The following is a 20639-nucleotide window of genomic DNA, read 5'->3' on the forward strand; positions in this document are numbered from 1 at the left end:
CCCTTGCGCCCTACTCCGCCGCTTCCACCCGGACCGGCGAGCGGCGCATCGACTGGGTCAGCCGCCGCTCGTCCCGGGGAGAGACGCCGAAAAGCTCGGTATAGTGCCGGATCATCGGGCTTGAGGTCATGTAGCCCACCGAGGCCGCGATCTCGCGCAGCGAATCGTTGGAATACAGCACCCGCTGCCGCGCCTTCATCAGTCGCAGATGGTGATAATACCGCAGGGGGCTCTGTCCGGTCTCGCGCTTGAAGGTGCGCTCGAAATGCCGGCCCGACAGGCCCACCGCAGCCGCCACGTCCGGGATGCGCAACGGGTCCTCGACATGGGTCTCGAACAGCCGGATCGCCTCGCGGATCGGGGCGGGCAGCGTGTCGGTCGTGCCGCCGGCGCGGGCCACCGGGACCTTCTGGCTGGCATTGGCATCGCGCACGAAGGGGTGCTGGAACCAGCAGGCCACCTCGGTCATGCAATCGCGGCCGAGACGGTCCTCGATCAGGCGCAGCATCAGGTCGAACACCGCCCCCGCCCCGCTGGCCGTGATCCGCCGCCCCTCGATCAGGATCGCCGCCTCGCGCGCCTCGATGCCGGGGAAGTCGGACTTGAACGCCGCTTCATAACACCAGTGGACCGAGCAGGGCCGCCCCTCCATCAGCCCCGCCCGTGCCAGCGGAAAGATCCCGCCGGAGAAGGCGCCCAGCGTCACCCCCGTCCGGTCCAGCCAGCGCAGCCGGGCCGGCGAGCGGCGGGGATCGGCAAATTCCGCCGTGGGCGGCGATAGGATGTAGAGGTGATCCAGCCCCTCGATCTCCTGCAGCGTCGCATCGGGGTCAAAGCCGATGTCGGCGCTTGACCTGACGGGCGCCGGGCTTTCGGCGACCAGCGACCAGACGAATTCCTTGCGGCCCCGGATCTCGTTCGCGGCGCGCAAGGGCTCGATGGCCGAGGTCAGGCAGGCCATCGGGAAACCGGGGAACAGCAGGAACCCCAGCCGCAGCGGGGCGTTGGCCGAGGCGCGATCAGTCATCGGGCCACCACCCTGGCGAGGTCGGCGCCCCGTCATCACGTTTCGCCAGCCATTCCACCATGGCCGGGCGGTTGCGCAGGAACCCCTTGTAGGTCGCCAGTTCCTCGGGCAGGTCGCGGATCACCCGGTGCAGGCGGCGGGCCCATTTCGGCACCGTCACGATCTCGTCGAAGCTGGCCAGATAGCAGCGGATGTCGAAGGCGATCGCGTTCGACCGGGGCAGCCGGTAGAGCGTCTGCAGCTCCACCCGCAGGTGCTGCTTCTGACCCAGATTCTCCGGCGTCAGGGTCGTCTTCATCGGCCCCCATTTCGGATAGGTCTCGGGCGCGGTGTCCAGGAGCGGGTTCACCGTCATCGTCCAGTTGAACCGCCGCACCGGAGCGCCATGCTGGAGCTTGAGCAGGAATTTCAGCGCGCGGTCGAAGACCCCCTTCTCATGCGCCAGCGGCACCGGCGCATGCCATTCGTGGAAGTTCATGCCGACGTCGAAATCCACCGACCAGTCCGCCTGGCTGGTCGCGATCCCCGCATCCATCCACAGCGTCCCGTCGCGTTCGTCCTGCAGCGTCCAGTCGCCCTGGGTCTGGCGCATGATGTATTCGAACGGGCCATAGGGAAGGGTCGATTCGTCCAGGAATGTGAACGACTGTTCGATCCCCAGCGGCCGGTTGACCCAGTGCCAGCGGTTGCCGTCCTTGGTCAGGCTGAACCACTGCGGATAATCCCGGGCCTTCGTCTCCATGATCAGTTCCAGCACGTCCCAGCCGGCCAGCGTCATGTGCGGCAGCGACTGGCAGCGCAGCGGGTCGTCCGCCAGGACCTTGGCGCGGTCCTTCATCTCGGCGACATAATGCTCGTCCACGTCGAAGATGTGCTCGAACACCGAACCCGGGCGGCCGGGAACATGCGGCTCCATGTTGACCGAATACATGTAGTCGTCGCGGTCGAACGGGAACGGGAACCGGCGCGGGTTCGAGTTGCGATAGGTGAAATCGCCGCGGAACGTCTCGTCGCGGAAGAAGTCGTTGAAGGCTCCGGTCTTGAAATCAAGGCTCATCGTCGTCTCCTATCGGTCGATGACGAGGGTCTTGCCCTCGAAGCGGCTGACGCAAGGCATGATCTTCTGGTTCGACGCCTGCTCTTCCGGCGTCAGCCAGTGGTCGCGGTGCAGGATCGTGCCGTCGCATTTGTGAACACTCGTTTCGCATTGCCCGCAGGCCCCGCCGCGGCAGAGATAGGGCGCGTCGACGCCATTGGCCTCCATCGCCTCGAGCAGGGACTGGGTCGCGCCCACGGTGATGGTCTTGCCGCTGGCCGCAAGCTCGACCTGGAACGGAAGGCCGGTGCCGGGGGCCAGGAACTCCTCGGAATGCAGCGCCTGTTTCGGCCAGCCCAGACCCTCGGCGGTGGCCAGCACCCAGGCGATCATGCCCTTGGGCCCGCAGACGTAGAGATGCGTTCCGATCGGCTGATTCGCGAGGACCTGCTTCAGGTCGATCTGCTGGCCCAGCTCGTCGAAGTAGCAATGCGCCCGGTCGGGATGCGCCGCCGTCAGCCGGTCCATATAGGCGCCCAGCGGCCTGGAGCGGGCCGAATAATGCAGCTCGAACTTGCCGCCGAAATGCGTCAGCTGCGCGATCTGCGCCAGGAAGGGCGTGATCCCGATCCCGCCCGCGATCATCAGGTGCTTCTTCGCCCGGTTGTCCAGCGCGAACAGGTTCACCGGGTTCGACAGCACCATCTCCATCCCCGGCACCACATGCCGGTGCATGAACAGAGAGCCGCCGCGGCCCGCGTCATCGCGGCGCACGCTGATCTCATAGCCCGAACGGTCCTCGGGGTCGGACATCAGCGAATAGGGATTCAGCCGGCGCGTGCCCTGGTCGTCCATCTCGACCACCGTATGCGCCCCGCCGGAAAAGGCCGGCAGCTCGGACCCGTCGCGGGCGACGAAGCGGAACCGCTTGATCAGCTCGTTGACCTCGACGACCTCGGCCACCCGGACCTGGAGTTTCGCGCCCCCGCTCATTTGAACCTCACCACGCTTTCCGGCACCTGGCCGGGGTCTTCCGCGTCGATGTTGACGCCCTGGAAGGCCGCCATCCGGCGCGAGTAATGATCGCGGACGAACAGGTTCAGCCCGCAATGGCTGCATTTGAACGGGTCGGTCGCCACGTTCTCGGTAATGCCCTTGCAATGCACGCATTGCACCCGGCGCACGGTCGATCCCCGGTGTTCCTTCTGGACCGACGCATGCGGAAAGCCGGTGTTCATGATCTCGCGCTCGGCCTGGCCGATCAGCCCCTCGGTGCCGGCAAGGTAGAATTGCGTGCCCATATGGGCGGCCGAGAGAACCCTTGCAAGCCGCGTCAGGATCACCGGGATCGTCGGCGCGCGAAAGAACTGCGCGGCGCCAAGCGCCTCGAGCGTCGCGCTCTGGTCGGTGCCGTTCGGGCCGGGGGTATAGAGGAGCTGCGCAGCGGCGAGCATTGCCGAACGGTCGTTCGCCTTGCCGAACAGCTCGACCACCGCCTCGGCCCCTTCGCCGTCGGCGATGATCAGGTGCTGGCTGGCGGGCCGCGGCTCGAGCGGCGCATAGACCGGGCGGCTGGTGATCGAAGGTGCGCCCACGGGGATGAGAGTTGTCGTCACGGGATCCGGTTCCTTGGAGGATGGGGTCCGCCGCAAGGGACGGACCCCGATGCAAAGATCAGCCCTTCGCGCTGCGCCGCTTCTTGTCGACGTCGTAGAACGGCAGCGAATGCGTCTCGGCCGCGATCTCGCCATGGGTGGCGCAGTTCACGACGACCTTCTTGCCGTCCACCGCCAGATCGACCGGCAGGCGCGCGATCGCGACCGTCCAGTCGTTCAGCGGCGAATGCATCGCCTGGGTCACGACCCCGACCTTCTTGCCGTCCGAATAGACCGGCGCGCCGTTGCCGGGGACATTCTTGCCCTCAAGCTTCAGGCCCCAGATCTTGAAGCGTTCCTTGCCCTTCAGGCGGTAATGCTCCTCGGCGCCACGGAAGCCGGTCTTGCCGGGCGAGACGGTGAAATCAAGGCCCAGTTCCCACAGCGTGTCGCCGGGGCCTTCGTTCTCGAACGGATACATTTCCGAATTGTCGTAGGGGAAGAACAGCAGGTAGCTCTCGCTCCGCAGCATGTCCAGCGTGGTGAAGCGGCAGGGGATGATCCCCATCGACTTGCCTTCTTCCAGGATGCGGTCCCAGATTTCCACGGCGTCCTGGCCACGGCAGAAGATCTCATAGCCGCGCTCGCCGGTATAGCCGGTGCGCGACAGGGTGATCGGCTTGCCGAACAGGCTGGTCGGCATATGGCTGAAATAGGCCAGGTCGCGCACGCCGGGGACGTGCTTTTCCAGGAAATCCACCGCCATCGGCCCCTGCAGCGACAGGTCGTGCAGGTTGTCGTCGAAGCGGATCGAGACATCGCGCCCCGTGGCCGCCATCGTCAGCTGCTCATGCCCCTGGCCCGAGCCGTGCACGACCATGAAGCTGTTCGGCCCCATGCGGTAGATCACGCAGTCGTCGACGAACTTGCCGGCGTCGTTCAGCATGCAGGCATAGACCGCGCGGCCCGGCATCAGCTTTTCGACGTTCCGGGTCGTGGCGCGCTCGATCACATGGCTGGCGGCATGGCCGGTGATGTGGACCTTCTTCAGGCCCGAGACATCCATCAGCCCGGCCTTGGTGCGGATCGCCATGTATTCGGCATCCGGGTCACCCTTTTCATAGGACCAGGCCGTGCCCATACCGCTCCAGTCTTCCAGGTTGGAGCCGAGGGCCCGGTGACGATCGCCCAGAGTCGAGAAGCGCCAGGAATTGGTCATGCGTATACTCCCGTTTGCATGTTTGTTTTTTCGCCAGTTTCAGGCGATTCTCGCCAGAAATCAATAATCAAATGCAACAAAATTTCTTAAGGGAAAACAAATGTGAAAGAAAAAGGCCGCCCGGACCGGGCGACCTTCGCTTTTCTTGCGCAGCGTCACGGCAGGACGAAGAACCAGTTCGCCCAGAGAACGACGCAGGCCCCGGCGACCAGCGCCAGATAGGGCCGGATCCCCGCCTTGCGTTCACCCAGCTCGCCATAGGGCAGGCCGAGATCCTCATAGGCCTCTTTCGGGAACTTGCCGCCATCGACGATGTAGTGGCGATACCAGAACACCGGGAAGATGAACGAGGCGAAGATCACCCCCGACAGCAGCGCGTTCTCATAGCCCCAGACCTTGGCGCCCGCGCCCAGGAACAGGGCGTTGACGAAGGCCAGGCAGGTGTTCAGCCCGATCAGCCAGGTCGGCGCCTTCCACGGCCGGTCCATGTGCGCACTGTCGATGCGGTGGATCCAGCCGGCGTTCAGGTTCAGGAAGTTGAACAGGATGTAACCGACGTTCGAGATCGCGAGGACATAGAAATAGCCCCCCGCATCCGAGGCCAGCGCCAGGAGGAAGATGTTGAAGGCCACATCCGTCCACATCGCCTTGCGCGGCGCGCCATGCTCGTTGACGGTGCCAAGGAACTTCGGCAGCCAGCCATCGCGCGACCCCTGGTAGAGCGTGCGCGACGACCCCGCCATCGCGGTCATGATCGCCAGGAACAGCGCGATGATCATCAGGATCACGAAGATCTGCGTGATCACCGGGCCGCCGCCGATCATGTTGCCAAGCGCCTCGCCGACGCCGGTGCCCTCGACGATGCCCGGATCCTGCATCCCGGTCTCGCCCATGACGCCCTGGAACGAGAAGGGAATCAGGAAGAAGAACACGATGCAGAGAAGGCCCGAGTAGAAGATCGCCCGGAAGGTGTCGCGCCGGGGATCCTTCAGCTCGCGGGTATAGCAGACCGCGGTCTCGAAGCCGTAGGTCGACCAGGCCGCGATATACATGCCGCCCAGGAACAGGGTCCAGCCGCCGACATTCCACTCGCCGTTCTCGCCCGCGTTGGGCGGGGTCAGGTTGGTGACGTTCATCCAGTCGATCGACCCGGTCAGGATCGGGACCAGACCCACCAGCAGAAGCGGAATCAGCACGACCAGCGCCAGCCATTTCTGCGCCGAGGCCGTCGAGGCGATGCCCCGCTCCTGGATCGCCAGGATGATCAGCATCAGCGCGACGCCGATGATGAAGGTCGAGTTGAAGTGCAGCGTGCCAAGCGCCGGGATGGTGATCTGGAACGCCTCATAGACCCGGAACCAGGGCGTCAGCGCCGAAACGCCGTCCGATGCCGCAACCGCCTGGATCGCCGCCTCGGCCGTCACGCCCGCGTTGGCGGCCATGTAGTCGACGACCGACTGCGTTTCCGCCGTATAGCTGCCGATGTTCGCCGCCACCCAGTCCAGCACCGGCTGGCTCTCGGCCAGCGGGATCGGGAACAGCGCGTTCAGGATATAGCCCGCCGCGATGGCGCAGCCGAGCGACAGCACCGGCGACCAGGCGAACCAGTTGCACCAGACCGACAGCGGCGCGATCAGCTTGCCATAGCGCAGCCAGGCCGTCGCGCCATAGACCGAGGTTCCGCCCGACTTGTTGCCGAACATCCCCGCCATCTCGGCATAGGTGAAGCTTTGCGAAAACCCCATGAGCATGGACAGCATCCAGACCACGAAGGCATATTGCCCCACGGTCCCGGCGATCCCGCCAATCGAAAACAGCACCAGCGGCGGCACGCCGGCGGCAACCCAGAAGGCCCCCTGCCAGCTCAGCGCCCGGACCATCTGGCCCGATCCGGGTTCCGCCGCCCGGGCCCTCTGGCCCGTTCCTAATTCAGTGGTCATTCCCTCTCTCCTGTTGGAAGAAGCGGAGGAATCCGGCCCCTGCCCTCCTGCATGGCCCCAATGGTCCGCTTCGCGTTTTCGGTTCCGCCTGGACGTGGTGCGTGATCAGCAGATCCGCAGTTTTTCCTTCGTCCCGGGGGCGGTCAGGCCATTTCCCTGTGACCCGATGTCGCAAGGAAAGCACGGTCCAGCCTTCAAGGCGAGAGTTATTTTAATTCTACGAAAAATTGTTTCCCTGCGTTTGGCCGCTGCTTCGGGGCCTGCCTGCATGGGGGGCAAGGGCGCGCCGCGGGGGTCGCGGCGCGCCGGTTCTGCGTCAGTTGCGCAGATAGCTTTCCATCGAATCCTCCAGCGCGTCCTTCCAGGGCGTGTGGTGGATCGGGGCCATCGTCCCGGTGATGACCGAGCGGTAGGCATGGTTGCGGAAGGCCATGATGTCCTGCTTCTTGTGGTCCTTCCATTCGAAGAAGGCCTCGCAGGCGCCGTCGACGTCGAAGGACGGATAGTCCGTCTCGGCGATCAGCTCCTTCACATAGTCGCCCTGGTAGTGGATCGCGTCATGGGCATCCTGGCCCGCATCCTCGCCCGCCACCCGGTCGGCCACGTCCTTCAGCAGCACCGCCTTGTCGGTCGGGATCGCGATCTTGCCCATGACCGCGTCGCGCACCCACCAGGCCTGCGCGTCGAACATGTTGAAGGTGAACCACTGGTCCTGCATGCCGACATAGAACAGCTTCGGATTGTGGACCCAGGCCACGCCCTTGTAGAGATCCGCCGTCGCCAGCCGGTTCGCCGTCTTCAGCCGCAGGTCATCTGGCAGGAACGGGAAGTGATGCTTGTAGCCGGTGCAGAGGATGATCGCATCCACCTTCTTGGACGTGCCGTCGGCGAAATAGGCGGTGGTCTCGTCCACCCGCTCCAGCTTCGGCACTTCCTTCCAGTTGTCCGGCCATTTGAAGCCCATCGGCGCATTGCGATAGGCCACGGTGATCGAGTTCGCGCCGTATTTCCAGCACTGCGACCCGATATCCTCGGCCGAATAGGAGGAGCCGAGCAACAGCAGGTCCTTGCCCGCGAACTCGCGCGCGTCGCGGAAGTCGTGCGCATGCAGCACGCGGCCGTTGAACTTGTCGAAGCCGGGGTATTCGGGGACGTTCGGCACCGAGAAATGGCCCGAGGCCACGATCACGTTGTCGAACTCCTCGGAATACATCCGGTCGGCCTTCAGGTCATGCACCGTGACGGTGAAGTTGCCCTTGTCCTCGTTGTAGTTGACCATGCGGACGGTGGTGCAGAAGCGGATCCAGTCGCGCACCTTGGCCTTGTTCACCCGGCCCTCGATATAGTCGAACAGCACCGCCCGCGGCGGATAGCTGGCGATCTGCTTGCCGAAATGTTCCTCGAAGGAGTAGTCGGCGAATTCAAGGCCCTCTTTCGGGCCGTTGGACCAGAGATAGCGGTACATGGAACAATGCACCGGCTCGCCATGCTCATCCAGGCCGGTCCGCCAGGTGTAGTTCCACAAGCCGCCCCAGTTCGACTGCTTCTCGAAGCAGACGATTTCGGGAATGTCTTCGCCTTTCGCCTTTGCCGACTGGAACGCGCGCAGCTGCGCCAGCCCCGACGGGCCCGCTCCGATGACGGCGACTCTCTTCTTCATGTGATACCTCCGGGAAGTTGGACTGACTGCGGCAATTGGTCGCCGTCTTGCCGGCAGCGTAAAAGCAAAGTTGCGTGTGTGTCAAATCTTCTTCCCGCAGGTGAAAAGAGAGGACCCCGGAAAGCTCTCGCCTTCCGGGGTCCGACTCATACCTTCCGCCGGAAATCCTGGCAGGGCACTCGTTATCTCGCAACGGTAACGGTGCAACCCGCCTGGCCGGCCACTTCCGCCGCGACCGAGCCCAGCACCAGCCGCTTGACGCCGCGCTTGTCGCCGGTCCCCATCACGATCTGGTCCGCGCCCAGTTCCTCGGCATAGGCGATGATCGCCTGCCCGGCCGCGCGCGAGATCACCACCGCCGAGCCGATGTCGGTCGCCCCGGCCGCCCTGGCCTTCTCCTCGGCCTTGACCAGAAGCGCCTCGGCCTCTTCGTCGGTCCATTGGTTGATGGTCGGGCCGCGTGCGCCGCCCACGGCCAGGTTCACCGCACAGATCGTCAGATGCGCCCCGGTCAGTTTGGCCAGTTCCGCAGCCCGCGCCAGACCGACGTCCGAATGGTCGGAACCATCGACCGGGCAAAGGATCTTCTTCGTCATCGCCTGCACCCTTCCTTCCGCTTTTCCATGTATGAATGATGTCATCGAACGGGCAGGCTTGCCTTGACCTGCATCAACACTCCTCTCGTTTCCGGCAAAAGCCTTTTAAAAACAGGGACCCCGGATTTCTCCGGGGCCAGTCGGGGGTCAAGGTCCGTTGCCGGACAGGGGTAACATCGTCGGGTCGGCGTCGGTCGCGCCGATCCCTGGTCCAATCCGCGGAAGCCGGCTCAGCAATCGAGCGTGTTCTCGACTTCCCAGGTCGACAGGTGCGAGCTGTAGGCATCCCATTCGCGTTGCTTGACCTCGAGATAGGCGCGCGAGAAATCCTCGCCCATCATCGACTTCAGCGTGCTGTCCTTGTCATAGGCGCGCAGCGCGTCCAGCAGGTTCAGCGGCAGCTTCGGCGCGTTCTTCACCTTGTGGCCTTCCTGGTACATGTCGATGTCCAGGCGCTTGCCCGGATCCGCCTTGCTGCGGATCCCGTCCAGGCCGGCCGCGATGATGACGGCCTGCATCAGATAGGCGTTGGCCGATCCGTCGGGCAGCCGCAGCTCGATCCTTCCCTTGCCCGGCACGCGCACCAGATGGGTGCGGTTGTCGCCCGACCAGGTGACGGTGTTAGGCGCCCAGGTCGAGCCCGAGGAGGTGCGCGGCGCGTTGATCCGCTTGTAGCTGTTGACCGTCGGATTGGTGATCGCCGCCAGCGCGCTGGCGTGCTTCATGATCCCGCCCAGGAAGTGCTTGCCCTTCTGCGACAGGCCCAGCTCGCCGTTCGGATCGAAGAAGACGTTCTCCTTGCCGTCCATGCTCCAGGCCGAGATATGCGCATGCATCCCCGAGCCGGTCAGCTGCAGGAAGGGCTTCGGCATGAAGGTCACCCGCAGCCCGTGCTTTTCGGCGACCGAGCGCAGCATGAACTTGAAGAACTGCAGCTTGTCGGCGGTCTGAAGCGCGTCGTCGTATTTCCAGTTCATCTCGAACTGGCCGTTCGCGTCCTCGTGGTCGCTCTGGTAGGGCTCCCAGCCGAGGTCGAGCATGTAGTCGCTGACCTCCGCGATCATGTCATAGCGGCGCATGATCGCCTGCTGGTCGTAGCAGGGCTTCTTCGCGCTGTCCCAGGGGTCGGCGACCTTGTCGCCTTCCGGGGTCAGCAGGAAGAACTCGGGCTCGACGCCGGTCTTGACGCGGATGCCCTCCCCGGCGGCCTCGGCAACCAGGCGGCGCAGCACGTTGCGCGGCGCCTGGGCCAGTTCCTCGCCTTCCATGGTGCAGTTGGCGGGAACCCAGGCCACCTCGGGCTTCCACGGCAACTGGATCGCACCCTCGGGGTCCGGCATCCCCAGCGTGTCGGGGTGGGCGGGCGTCACCACGAAGCCCCCGGCGAAGCCGGCAAAACCCGCGCCGCCTTCCACCACGTTGTTGATCACTGCCGCGGGGACCAGCTTCGCGCGCTGGGCCCCCGCAAGGTCAGTGAAGGATACCATGAAATTCTTGACGCCCTTTTCCTTGGCCCATTTGGCAAGGTCTCTCGACATTTCTGATCAACTCCCTGTCGTTTTTTGTCGTTTTGGGAAAAGGAAACGGCGGCTTAAAAGCCGCCGTTCCGTCCCGGTATCCAGCTGGTGCCAGCCAGGGGAACCCCCGCCATCGCCGCCGCCTCGATGGTCAGCGAGCACAGGTCCTCGGGTTCCAGGTTGTGCAGGTGGTTCTTGCCGCAGGCCCGTGCGATCGTCTGCGCCTCCAGCGTCATCACCTTGAGGTAGTTCTTCAGCCGCCGCCCGCCGAGGACCGGGTCGAAGCGCTTGAACAGCTCCGGATCCTGGGTGGTGATCCCGGCCGGGTCCTTGCCCTCGTGCCAGTCGTCATAGGCATCGGCCGTGGTCTGCAGCTTCTGGTACTCGGCTTCCAGTTTCGGATCGTTGTCGCCCAGCGCGACCAGCGCGGCCGTGCCGATCGCCACCGCATCCGCGCCCAGCGCCATCGCCTTGGCCACGTCGGCCCCCGTGCGGATCCCGCCCGAGACGATCAGCTGCACCTTGCGATGCATGCCCAGATCCTGCAGCGCCTTAACCGCCAGCGGGATGCAGGCCAGGATCGGCATGCCGACATGCTCGATGAACACGTCCTGCGTCGCCGCGGTGCCGCCCTGCATGCCGTCCAGCACCACGACGTCGGCCCCGGCCTTCACCGCCAGCGCGGTGTCGTAATAGGGGCGCGCGCCGCCGATCTTGACGTAGATCGGCTTTTCCCAGTCGGTGATCTCGCGGATCTCCATGATCTTGATCTCAAGATCGTCCGGGCCGGTCCAGTCGGGGTGACGGCAGGCCGAACGCTGGTCGATGCCCTTGGGCAGGTTGCGCATCATCGCCACGCGGTCGCTGATCTTCTGGCCCAGAAGCATCCCGCCGCCGCCGGGCTTCGCACCCTGGCCCACGACCACTTCGATCGCGTCGGCACGGCGCAGGTCATCGGGGTTCATGCCGTAGCGGCTGGGAAGAACCTGATAGACCAGCGTCTTGGAATGGCCGCGCTCTTCCTCGGTCATCCCGCCGTCGCCGGTGGTGGTCGAGGTGCCGGCCTCGCTGGCGCCGCGGCCCAGGGCCTCCTTCGCCGGGCCCGACAGGGCGCCGAAGCTCATGCCCGCGATGGTGACGGGGATCTCCAGGTGGATCGGCTTCTTGGCGAAGCGGGTGCCCAGCCAGACATCGGTCGCGCATTTCTCGCGGTAGCCTTCCAGCGGATAGCGGCTGATCGAGGCGCCGAGGAACAGCAGGTCATCGAAATGCGGCAGGTGCCGTTTCGTGCCGCCGCCGCGGATGTCGTAGATGCCCGAGGCGGCCGCGCGGCGGATTTCCGCGTTGATGGCCGGGGTGAAGGTGGCCGAGTAGCGCGGCGGGGTATGGGGAAAATCGCTCATCGTTTGCCTCAATATGCCGCAGCGTTGTCGATGTTGAAGTTGTACAGCTTCCGGGCCGAGCCGTAGCGGCGGAACTCCTCGGGCTTGGCCTTGTGGTCGGCCTCGCCGCGGCGGAGCAGGTCCTCAAGGATCGTGTAATGCTCGTCCCGCATCTCTTTCTCGATGCAGTCGGCACCCAGCGACTTGACCGACCCGCGCACGAAAAGCCGCGCCTCGTAAAGGCTGTCACCCAGCGCGTCGCCGGCGTCGCCCAGGACGACGATGTTGCCGGTCTGCGCCATGAAGCAGGACATGTGGCCGATGTTGCCATGCACCACGATGTTGATGCCCTTCATCGAGATGCCGCAGCGGCTGGCCGCGTTGCCCTTGATGACCAGAAGGCCGCCCCGCCCGGTCGCGCCGGCATACTGGCTGGCGTCGCCGTCCACGATGACGGTGCCCGACATCATGTTCTCGGCCACGCCCGGACCGGCCGATCCCTTGATGCGGATCGTGGCCTGCTTGTTCATCCCGGCGCAGTAATAGCCGGTCGAGCCGCGCACCGTGATGTCCACCGGGGCATCCACCCCGACGGCGATCGCATGCGCGCCCTTCGGGTTGATGACCTCCCAGTCGGTCATGTTGGTCTGGCCCTTCAGGGCGTGCAGCGAGGAGTTGAGGGCGCGAAGACCTTCTTTCCCCAGATCGAAGCTTTGCATTCTCTCAACGCTCCCAGAAGTAGACGGTGGCGGGTTCCGGTTCCCAGACGCGGGCGTTCTCGATGCCCGGCAGGTTGACCAGCGCCCGGTATTCCGAACCGAAGGCGACATATTCGTCGGTCTCGGCCATGACGGCAGGCTTGCAGGCGATCGGGTCGCGCACGACGCCGAAGCCGTTCTTGGTGCCGACGACGAAGGTGTAGAAGCCGTCCAGGTCCTCAAGCCCCGATTCCAGCGCCTTGCCCAGGTCCTCGCCTTCCTTCAGCTTCTGGCTGACATAGGCGGCGGCGACCTCGGTGTCGTTCTGGGTCTCGAACGTCATGCCCTTGCGGACCAGCTCGCGGCGCAGGCCGTTGTGGTTCGAGAGGCTGCCGTTGTGCACCAGGCACTGGTCCGGCCCGGTCGAGAACGGGTGCGCGCCCATGGTGGTCACGGCCGATTCGGTGGCCATGCGGGTATGGCCGATGCCATGGGTGCCCCGCATCTTGGCGACTTCGAAGCGGGCCGCCACGTCCTTGGGCAGGCCGACTTCCTTGAAGATCTCGATCGAGTCGCCCGCGCTCATCACCTTGATGCCGGGGCGCAGCTGCGCCAGCGCCGAGCGCGCCGCGTCGATCTGGCCCAGCGGCAGCTCCAGCACCGCATGGGTGGACTTGACCAGCATGGTCACCGGCTGGCCGATGGCGTCATGCAACTCTCCGTCCAGGTTCTTGAAATCCTGGTCCGGGGTGGCCGACTGGATGGTGATCTTCCCCAGCCCGTCCTTCGCCCCGCCGTAGATCGCGATCCCGGCGCTGTCCGGGCCGCGGTCGGTCATGGTGATCAGCATGTCCGTCAGCAGTTCGCCAAGCTTGGGCTCCAGCTTCGGGTCCTTGAGAAACAGTCCGACAATGCCGCACATGGCATCCTCCTTTGCTGTTGCGTCGCCCTTGTTCGGGGCATTGCGAATCTCCTAACAGGAATTTTTCTTTCTTGCTAGGCAAAAAATCAGGCCCGTCCTTTTCCCCCGGAAAACCCTGTCGGCGCGCCTCGGGGCTGTCCGTCTCCCCAAGAATCCTTGACACGATAACGTGAAAAGCGTTTCTTGCTAGAAAAAAAAATGAACTGACAGGGACGACGCACAAAAGCGCGCCGTCGGTATCGCATCTGACAGGAGGGATGGATGCACCACCACGAATCTGCGGGACATGCCGGCCCCTCGTGACCGGCTGACTTAACTCAACAAAACCCGTGTGAACGCCGAAAGGCAGCCTGCGCATCGCGTTGCGGGATGCAGGCGCCTGTCTCCGGCATGACCACGATCACGTTCATCTGTTGCAGAAAGATCCAAGCATGAGTGGCATTACCAACGACGACTCGGATTTTCTCGAGTACGAGCACGGCAATCTCTACGGCGGCACGAACTGGTGGGGTGCTTTCGTCATCGGCCTGGCCGGAACGATCCTGGTGACCGGGGCGGCTCCGGCCTTCCTGACGGTGTTCGGTGCCTCCTACATCCCCTTCATCATCTTCTTCACCATCACCGGAGTCCTGCTCTGCCTGATCCTGGCCGAGCTTTCGGCGATGATGCCGGGGCGGACCGGCGGATCGCCGTCCTATGCCTATCCGGCCTATATCCGGCGCTTTCCGCGGCTGGCGCCGCATGTGAACGGCATGACGGCCTGGATGTACTGGGTGGGCTGGATGCCGGTGGCGCCGCTGAACATGATCCTGGCCTCGGCCTATATCGCCCATATCCTGGGCCTCGATACCAGCGCCGGCATCACCCCGATCAGCACCTTCATTCCCTACTGGACGCTGGCGATCACCGTGGTCGGCCTGCTGATCCTGTCGATCCCGGCCTATCTGGGCATCAGCTTCGGCACCGGGATGGCCACGATCCTTGCCATCCTGTCGATGATCCCGCTGACCTTCCTGTCGATCGGCTTCATCTTCAACCTCGACGCCGCCAACTGGAACGAGCTGATCGGCTTCCCGCATCTCGACGGCACCAGTTTCTTTGCCGACATGGTAACGACCACCGGCACCTATCCGGCCTGGCTGATGTATGTCGCCTATGCCTTCCCGCTCTTGTGGACCGTGATCGCCTTCGAGGCGGCGGCCTGCTACATCGGCGAATGCAAGAACCCCGGCCGTGACGCCAAGATCGCCATGACGCTGGAAGGCGGCTATGGCGTGTTCGTCTATTCGCTGCTGCCGATCTCCTTCGTGGTGGTCCTCGGGGCCGAGGCGCTGTCGAATCCCGATCTCGTCGATCCCAAGACGATGTTCGTGACCTTCGCCAGCAAGATCTTCCCCGGTGTGGCCGGTGCGGTGATGGAATGGGCCATGGCGATCATGCTGATCGTGGCGCTTGTCCTTTCGGCGATGAACTCGCTGATGGGCTGCTCGCGGTCGCTCTACCAGATGTCGCTCGACGGCCAGTTCCCGCGCTTCTACCAGAAGCTGAACAAGCACCGCGTCCCGGCTCCGGCGATGATGACCAACGTGGTCGCCAGCCTGGCCATCGCCTTCATGGGCGGCGCGATCGAGATCTACTCCTTCTCGAACGTCGGCTACCTCGGCTCGTTCGTTCCGGTGCTGATCGGCTACTACCTGCTGCGCAAGGACCGTCCGAACGTGCCGCGCCCGTTCCGCCTGCCCGAGTATTTCAAGTGGATCTCGCTCGCGCTGGCCGCGCTCTACTTCTTCGTCTGGTTCGCCGGCGGCCTGATCTATTCCGTCATCGGCGGGCAGGCGATCTACTACTTCCTGGGGGTGGCGACGATCTTCCTGTACCTGCCGCTCTACTGGTATCGCAAGCTCGAAGACCGCCGCGACGGCGTGCCCGCCTCGGCCCTTCCGAACGGTTGAGCAGGGGACCGGCCATGGCGCTCCGCCTGATTCCCTCGCGATCGAAACCCGCCGCGCCCGCGGCGGGCCCCCGGACGGTGCTTCTGGCCTCCGAGGGGCGCAAGTTCACCGCCGAGGCGATCGACTGCGCGGCGCGGCTTGCCGGCCGTGATGGCGGGCGGGTGCGGGTCCTCACGGTGGCGCGGCTCTGGGGGACGGGCCTCGGCCTGCCCAACCCGGGGCTGCGCCCCAGCAAGCGCGAGCTGGCCGAGCAGGAGGAGAACGTCCACCTGGCGATCCTCCGGCTGGAGAAACTGGGGATCGCGGCCGATGGCAACATCGTCGTGACCCGCGATCCCCGCAAGAGCATCCTGCGCGAGGCCAGGCGCCTGGGATGCGGCGACATCGTCATGGGCGCCGACCCCCGGCGCCCGTGGTTCATTGCGGATTTCATGTGGAGCCAGGCCCCCTACCGGGTGCGGCGCCGCGCGCCGGTGCCGTTCCATATCGTCCTGACCGGAACCTGATTCGCCCCGATCCCCGATGACCTCGTCACCCGTCGCGCGACGAGAAGACGAAGTCGCACGAGGAGCAGCCCCTATCCCTGCGGATACGAGATCACCGACAGATACCGCGCCGGCAGCTTGACCAGCACCTCCGGCCCATGCGGCGCATCCGCGTCGAAGAACAGGCTGTCGCCCGGCCGCAGCGGATAGACCTGTTCGCCGTGGCGATAATCCACCTCGCCCTCCAGCATGAACAGCAGCTCAAGCCCGCCGTGCTGGAAGGTCGGGAAGGTATCGCTCTCCGTCGAGAGCGTGATCATGTAGGGCTCGACCACCACGCCCGAGTTGTTCGAGCCGATATGCCCCAGCAGGTGATACTGGTGCCCGGCCCGGGTGCCGCGCCGCTCGATCTCCAGATGCTCGCCCGCCTTCACATGCTGCGCCTCGCGGCGCTCCTCATAGCTGCGGAAGAAGGCCGTCACCGGGACCGAAAAGGCATGGCTCAGCACCTGCAGCGTCGTCAGGCTGGGCGAGGTATTGCCGTTCTCGATCTTCGACAGCATCCCGATCGACAGGCCGGTGACCGTCGCCAGGTCGGCCACCGTCATCCCCTGCTGGCGGCGGAAGTTGCGCACCTCGCGGCCGATGGCGGCCTCGAGGTTGCGCTCGCTGATCTCGCGGATGCGGTGCGGGTCCTGCTCGAAGGCAGGCTTGCCGCGTGGCAGGACGTTGCTGGCGTCGATGTCGGACAATTGCGCCTCCCGGTGAAATCGATAGCCGTAATTTCACTACAAGGAAACACATTTCGCAACGGGAAAATCACCTAGGCCAAGGCGACTGCGGCGGCCTCCACCGCATGCAGCAGGCTTTCGGCCGAGGATCGCGGCCCGTAGACCCGCGCCGCGCCCTTGCTCCGCTTGATCAGGTAGACCCCCAGATGCTCCATCACCGTGCGGGTGGCATGGCCATCGGGGACCGTGGCGAAGTCCACGTTGCACAGCCGCTGCATCAGCGCGGTCAGGTCATCGGCCGTCAGGTCGAAGCCGACCCAGGCATCGGTCTGCTCGGTGACCGAGGCCCCGTCGCCCAGCGCCCCGCGCAGCATGTCGGCGATCAGCTCGTGGCTGGCGAAGGGGGCCTCGACCAGCCACATCTCGGGCGCCACCCAGAAGGTGCTGTAGGGATCGCCCGGCGCATGCGTCGAAGGCCCCGGCAGCGGCAGGCCCGCCGCCCCCGCCGCGCGCGCCAGATCCGCCATCCGGCCCTTGCGCGCCGCGACCGAGGCCAGCGCCACCTCGGTCAGTTCCCTGATCGACAGGACGCCGATCTTCACCTGCTTCGGCTCGCGCAGGCCGAAGGCGGTCATTGCTTTCAATGCGTCAGCCACGGAGACGTTCTCCTTCCGGGTCGAACATATGGGGCGAGATGATCTCGACCTCGGTATCGAGGCCCGCGAGCAGGTTCACGATCCGCATCCGCTGGCCGATCTTCCTGTCGCCGCCCTTCAGGTAGCCCAGCGCGATGTCGCAGCCGAGGTGCGGCGAATAGACCTTCGAGGTCAGCCAGCCGCCATCGTTCGCCGCCACCGCCGCCGCGCCCTTTTCCAGGAAATGGCTGCCGGCGGTAAGCTTGCCGTTCGGATCGACCGGCTTCACGCCCACCAGGCGATAGCCGCTCTCCTCCACCATCCCCTCGCGCTGGCTCAGCACCATGCCGATGGAGTCCTTCTTCTTCGACACCATCTTCCCCAGGCCCATGTTCAGCGCCGTGGACTGGCCGTTCAGCTCGCCGCCCGCGACATGGCCCTTCTCGATCCGCATCACGCCCAGGGCCTCGGTGCCATAGACGATGGGATCGAACTCGGCCCCGCGCGCCAGCATCTCGCGCAGCAGCGCGTCGCCGTAACGGGTCGGGACCGCGATCTCATAGGCCAGTTCGCCCGAGAAGCTGATCCGGAACAGCCGCGCCCGCAGCCCGCCGCAGACCGTGATGTTCGCCGCCCCCATGTAGGGGAACGCCGCATCGCCGATGTCCTGATCGACGACCTTCTCCAGCAGCTTCCGCGCATTCGGCCCGGCGACCGAGAACTGCGCCCAGGCTTCCGTGGTCGAGATCAGCTGCACGTCCATCTCGGGCCAGAGGACCTGGCGGCAGAATTCCAGATGCCGGAACACCGTGACCGCATTGGCCGTGGTGGTGGTCATCACATATTCATGCTCGCCCATCCGCGCCGTGGTGCCGTCGTCGAAGACGATCCCGTCCTCGCGCAGCATCAGCCCATAGCGGCATTTGCCGACCGCGAGCGTGCTGAACGTGTTGGCATAGACCCGGTTCAGGAACTCCCCGGCGTCGGTGCCCTGGATGTCGATCTTGCCAAGCGTGGTCACGTCGCAGATGCCGACCGACTTGCGCGTTGCCAGGACCTCGCGGTCCACCGACTGCCGCCATTCGGTCTCGCCGGCCTTCGGCACCCACTGGGTGCGCAGCCAGTTGCCGACCTCGACGAAGACCGCACCCTGCTCCTTGGCCCAGTGGTGGCTGGGGGTCAGGCGGAAGGGCTTGAACTCATTGCCGCGCGACCGGCCCGCCAGCGTGCCCATCGCCACCGGAGTATAGGGCGGGCGGTAGATCGTCGTCCCGGTTTCGGGGATCGTGCGTCCGGTCAGTTCCGCCATCACCGCCAGGCCCAGCACGTTGCCGGTCTTGCCCTGGTCGGTCGCCATGCCCAGCGTGGTATAGCGTTTCAGATGCTCGACGCTGGTGAAGTTCTCCTTGTGCGCCAGCTTGACGTCCTTGACCGTGACGTCGTTCTGCTGGTCGATCCAGGCCCGGCCCTTGCCGTGATGCACGAACCACAGGGGCGAGACGCGCACCGGCGCATCCTCGGCCTCGGGCAGGTCCGGCGCCGCGCCGGTCAGGCCCAGCGCCGCCATCGCCGCATCGCGGCCCGTGCGCAGCGCGCCATGGGTCGACAGGAGACCCGCCGCCGCACCCGCCACCGACAGGCCCGGAGGCCCGTCCTCGCCCGGCACGAAGGCCGCGATCCCGGTGTCATAGACCGGACGCGAGCGGTGATGCGAATGGACGTTCACGTTCGGGTTCCAGCCGCCCGAGACGCCCAGCGCATCGACGCGGATATCCTCGGTCCGGCCGTTCGACTGGCGCACCGTGATCGTCTTAAGCCCCAGCTTGCCCGAGCTGTCGATCACCTCGGCCCCGCGCAGATGCCGGATGCCGGGGATCAGCTCGCCGCCCTCGCGGCTGTCGATCACCGCGACCACGTCCACGCCCTTGGCCACAAGGTCGGTCGCCGTGCGCAAGCCGTCGTCGTTGTTGGTGAAGACGGCGACCCGCTCACCGGCCTTGACGCCCCAGCGGTTGGCATAGGCCCGCAGCGCCCCCGCCAGCATCACGCCGGGCCGGTCGTTGTTCTCGAAGGCGATCGGGCGCTCGATCGCCCCCGCGCAAAGGATCGCCTTGCCCGCGTAGATGCGCCACAGGATCTGCCGCGGCTTGCCTTTCGCGGGCACCGGCAGGTGATCGCTCACCCGCTCGACCGCGCCATAGATGCCGTGGTCGAAGGCGCCCATGACCGTGGTCCGCGTCATCAGCCGCACGTTCGGCAGCGCGGCCAGTTCCGCCACCGCCGCCGAGGCCCAATCCGCGCCCGACCCCTGGCCGACCGCATGGGTCTCGGCGTTCAGCCGGCCGCCCAGGCGGAAGTCCTCGTCCGCCAGGATCACCCGCTTGCCCGCGCGGCCCGCGGTCAGCGCCGCCATCAGGCCCGAGGGACCGGCCCCGATGACCAAGAGGTCACAATGCAGGAAGCCCTTGTCGTATTCGTCCGGGTCCTCTTGCCGCGTGACCGAACCAAGGCCCGCCGCGCGGCGGATGATCGGCTCGTAGACCTTTTCCCAGAAGGACTTCGGCCACATGAAGGTCTTGTAGTAGAACCCGGCCGCGAAGAAGGTGCTGAAGCGGTCGTTGATCCCCATCGCGTCAAAGCGCAGGCTGGGCCAGCGGTTCTGGCTGCGGGCGTCCAGCCCCTCGAACAGTTCCACCACCGTCGCGCGGGTGTTCGGCTCCTGCCGCCCGCCGCTGCGCAGTTCGACCAGCGCGTTCGGCTCCTCCGAGCCCGAGGAGATCGGCCCGCGCGGCCGGTGGTACTTGAAGCTGCGGCCCATCAGCCGCACCCCGTTCGCCAGAAGCGCCGAGGCCAGCGTGTCCCCCGGATGCCCCTGATAGGGCACGCCGTCGAAGGTGAAGCGGACCGTGTTGCTGCGGTCGATCTGCCCGCCGGTGATCCGATGCGATTGCGTCATTTCGACCGCCCCTTGGCCCTTGCCACATCCCGCGCGAGTTCGACTTTCGTGATCTCGTGCGTCACGGTGTTCCGCGTCACCACCAGCCAGGACCTGTCGCCCTGCTCATGGTACCAAAGCTCGCGATGCTCCCCCGCCGGGTTCCGGCGCTGGTAGAGGTATTCGTGGAATTCCTCGATGCCCGCCGTCATGCCGTCGGGCCGGTCCATCAGGCTTGCATCGCCCAGATAGACGAATTCCTGCGCGTCGCGCGGCCCGAGGATCGGATGGTGAATGATCATTCGCTTA

General features: G+C 65.5%; 18 protein-coding genes. 2 read left to right on the plus strand and 16 right to left on the minus strand.

The genetic code is table 11. The annotated features are described in order from the left end of the window. Window positions 1-10 precede the first annotated feature (10 nt). The 12 genes from ACE3UA_RS05490 to ACE3UA_RS05545 all read right to left on the minus strand — a co-directional run bounded on the left by ACE3UA_RS05490 (window position 11) and on the right by ACE3UA_RS05545 (window position 13592). On the minus strand, window positions 11-1027 hold the full coding sequence (locus ACE3UA_RS05490; RefSeq protein ID WP_374643342.1) for a GlxA family transcriptional regulator: 1017 nt from the start codon (window positions 1025-1027) through the stop codon (window positions 11-13). Further along, a complete protein-coding gene (locus ACE3UA_RS05495) occupies window positions 1020-2084 on the minus strand; it encodes a DUF3445 domain-containing protein (protein ID WP_374643344.1) in 1065 nt (354 codons plus the stop codon). The genes ACE3UA_RS05490 and ACE3UA_RS05495 overlap by 8 nt, the downstream gene beginning before the upstream one ends. A 9-nt stretch (window positions 2085-2093) precedes the next feature. Beyond that, window positions 2094-3056: a 2Fe-2S iron-sulfur cluster-binding protein gene (locus ACE3UA_RS05500; protein WP_374643346.1), complete on the minus strand. Its 963-nt coding sequence runs from the start codon at window positions 3054-3056 to the stop codon at window positions 2094-2096. Continuing rightward, window positions 3053-3679, minus strand: coding sequence for a dimethylamine monooxygenase subunit DmmA family protein (locus ACE3UA_RS05505; protein ID WP_374643348.1), 627 nt, complete (start codon window positions 3677-3679; stop codon window positions 3053-3055). Before ACE3UA_RS05505 ends, ACE3UA_RS05500 begins: the two co-directional genes overlap by 4 nt. Window positions 3680-3737: 58 nt before the next feature. Further along, entirely contained in the window at window positions 3738-4877 is a 1140-nt protein-coding gene (locus ACE3UA_RS05510; protein ID WP_374643350.1) for an aminomethyltransferase family protein, read from the minus strand. 155 nt (window positions 4878-5032) lie between these two features. Then, window positions 5033-6817: an APC family permease gene (locus ACE3UA_RS05515; RefSeq protein ID WP_374643352.1), complete on the minus strand. Its 1785-nt coding sequence runs from the start codon at window positions 6815-6817 to the stop codon at window positions 5033-5035. 316 nt (window positions 6818-7133) lie between these two features. Further along, a complete protein-coding gene (locus tag ACE3UA_RS05520) occupies window positions 7134-8477 on the minus strand; it encodes an NAD(P)-binding domain-containing protein (protein WP_374643354.1) in 1344 nt (447 codons plus the stop codon). A 182-nt stretch (window positions 8478-8659) separates the two neighbouring features. Then, entirely contained in the window at window positions 8660-9073 is a 414-nt protein-coding gene (locus ACE3UA_RS05525) for a universal stress protein (protein WP_374643356.1), read from the minus strand. Window positions 9074-9303: 230 nt separating this feature from the next. Further along, window positions 9304-10611 carry a type III glutamate--ammonia ligase gene (glnT, locus tag ACE3UA_RS05530; protein ID WP_374643358.1) on the minus strand — a complete coding sequence of 436 codons (1308 nt, stop codon included), beginning with the start codon at window positions 10609-10611 and terminating at the stop codon, window positions 9304-9306. 53 nt (window positions 10612-10664) lie between these two features. Continuing rightward, a complete protein-coding gene (locus tag ACE3UA_RS05535) occupies window positions 10665-11993 on the minus strand; it encodes an FMN-binding glutamate synthase family protein (protein ID WP_374643360.1) in 1329 nt (442 codons plus the stop codon). A gap of 8 nt (window positions 11994-12001) precedes the next feature. Next, entirely contained in the window at window positions 12002-12691 is a 690-nt protein-coding gene (locus tag ACE3UA_RS05540) for a protein GlxC (protein WP_374643362.1), read from the minus strand. A gap of 4 nt (window positions 12692-12695) precedes the next feature. Further along, window positions 12696-13592, minus strand: coding sequence for a glutamine amidotransferase family protein (locus ACE3UA_RS05545; protein ID WP_374643364.1), 897 nt, complete (start codon window positions 13590-13592; stop codon window positions 12696-12698). 431 nt (window positions 13593-14023) lie between these two features. Between ACE3UA_RS05545 and ACE3UA_RS05550 the strand changes: the two genes are divergently transcribed. Both ACE3UA_RS05550 and ACE3UA_RS05555 read left to right on the plus strand, forming a co-directional pair. Next, on the plus strand, window positions 14024-15544 hold the full coding sequence (locus ACE3UA_RS05550; protein ID WP_374643366.1) for an APC family permease: 1521 nt from the start codon (window positions 14024-14026) through the stop codon (window positions 15542-15544). 14 nt (window positions 15545-15558) lie between these two features. Further along, window positions 15559-16050: a universal stress protein gene (locus ACE3UA_RS05555; RefSeq protein ID WP_374643368.1), complete on the plus strand. Its 492-nt coding sequence runs from the start codon at window positions 15559-15561 to the stop codon at window positions 16048-16050. 71 nt (window positions 16051-16121) lie between these two features. Here the strand turns inward: ACE3UA_RS05555 and ACE3UA_RS05560 are convergent, their stop codons facing one another. From ACE3UA_RS05560 to ACE3UA_RS05575, 4 genes are all read right to left on the minus strand, one after another. Continuing rightward, window positions 16122-16781 (minus strand): helix-turn-helix domain-containing protein, encoded by a 660-nt coding sequence (locus ACE3UA_RS05560; protein ID WP_374643370.1) that lies wholly within the window; start codon window positions 16779-16781, stop codon window positions 16122-16124. A gap of 71 nt (window positions 16782-16852) precedes the next feature. Then, window positions 16853-17416 (minus strand): sarcosine oxidase subunit gamma, encoded by a 564-nt coding sequence (locus tag ACE3UA_RS05565; RefSeq protein WP_374643372.1) that lies wholly within the window; start codon window positions 17414-17416, stop codon window positions 16853-16855. Then, window positions 17409-20351, minus strand: coding sequence for a sarcosine oxidase subunit alpha family protein (locus ACE3UA_RS05570; protein WP_374643374.1), 2943 nt, complete (start codon window positions 20349-20351; stop codon window positions 17409-17411). The genes ACE3UA_RS05565 and ACE3UA_RS05570 overlap by 8 nt, the downstream gene beginning before the upstream one ends. Then, window positions 20348-20632: a sarcosine oxidase subunit delta gene (locus ACE3UA_RS05575; RefSeq protein ID WP_374643376.1), complete on the minus strand. Its 285-nt coding sequence runs from the start codon at window positions 20630-20632 to the stop codon at window positions 20348-20350. Before ACE3UA_RS05575 ends, ACE3UA_RS05570 begins: the two co-directional genes overlap by 4 nt. Between the last annotated feature and the right edge of the window lie 7 nt (window positions 20633-20639).

The sequence above is a fragment of the Tabrizicola sp. genome (genome assembly GCF_041919135.1).
Classification (GTDB): Bacteria; Pseudomonadota; Alphaproteobacteria; order Rhodobacterales; family Rhodobacteraceae; genus Tabrizicola.

Bases quoted from the DNA above. Each gene is read 5' to 3' on its own strand.
- ACE3UA_RS05490 (WP_374643342.1), bottom strand. From the start codon at position 1,027: ATGACTGATCGCGCCTCGGCCAACGCCCCGCTGCGGCTGGGGTTCCTG.
- ACE3UA_RS05495 (WP_374643344.1), bottom strand. From the start codon at position 2,084: ATGAGCCTTGATTTCAAGACCGGAGCCTTCAACGACTTCTTCCGCGAC.
- ACE3UA_RS05500 (WP_374643346.1), bottom strand. From the start codon at position 3,056: ATGAGCGGGGGCGCGAAACTCCAGGTCCGGGTGGCCGAGGTCGTCGAG.
- ACE3UA_RS05510 (WP_374643350.1), bottom strand. From the start codon at position 4,877: ATGACCAATTCCTGGCGCTTCTCGACTCTGGGCGATCGTCACCGGGCC.
- ACE3UA_RS05515 (WP_374643352.1), bottom strand. From the start codon at position 6,817: ATGACCACTGAATTAGGAACGGGCCAGAGGGCCCGGGCGGCGGAACCC.
- ACE3UA_RS05520 (WP_374643354.1), bottom strand. From the start codon at position 8,477: ATGAAGAAGAGAGTCGCCGTCATCGGAGCGGGCCCGTCGGGGCTGGCG.
- ACE3UA_RS05525 (WP_374643356.1), bottom strand. From the start codon at position 9,073: ATGACGAAGAAGATCCTTTGCCCGGTCGATGGTTCCGACCATTCGGAC.
- glnT (WP_374643358.1), bottom strand. From the start codon at position 10,611: ATGTCGAGAGACCTTGCCAAATGGGCCAAGGAAAAGGGCGTCAAGAAT.
- ACE3UA_RS05535 (WP_374643360.1), bottom strand. From the start codon at position 11,993: ATGAGCGATTTTCCCCATACCCCGCCGCGCTACTCGGCCACCTTCACC.
- ACE3UA_RS05540 (WP_374643362.1), bottom strand. From the start codon at position 12,691: ATGCAAAGCTTCGATCTGGGGAAAGAAGGTCTTCGCGCCCTCAACTCC.
- ACE3UA_RS05545 (WP_374643364.1), bottom strand. From the start codon at position 13,592: ATGTGCGGCATTGTCGGACTGTTTCTCAAGGACCCGAAGCTGGAGCCC.
- ACE3UA_RS05550 (WP_374643366.1), top strand. From the start codon at position 14,024: ATGAGTGGCATTACCAACGACGACTCGGATTTTCTCGAGTACGAGCAC.
- ACE3UA_RS05555 (WP_374643368.1), top strand. From the start codon at position 15,559: ATGGCGCTCCGCCTGATTCCCTCGCGATCGAAACCCGCCGCGCCCGCG.
- ACE3UA_RS05570 (WP_374643374.1), bottom strand. From the start codon at position 20,351: ATGACGCAATCGCATCGGATCACCGGCGGGCAGATCGACCGCAGCAAC.
- ACE3UA_RS05575 (WP_374643376.1), bottom strand. From the start codon at position 20,632: ATGATCATTCACCATCCGATCCTCGGGCCGCGCGACGCGCAGGAATTC.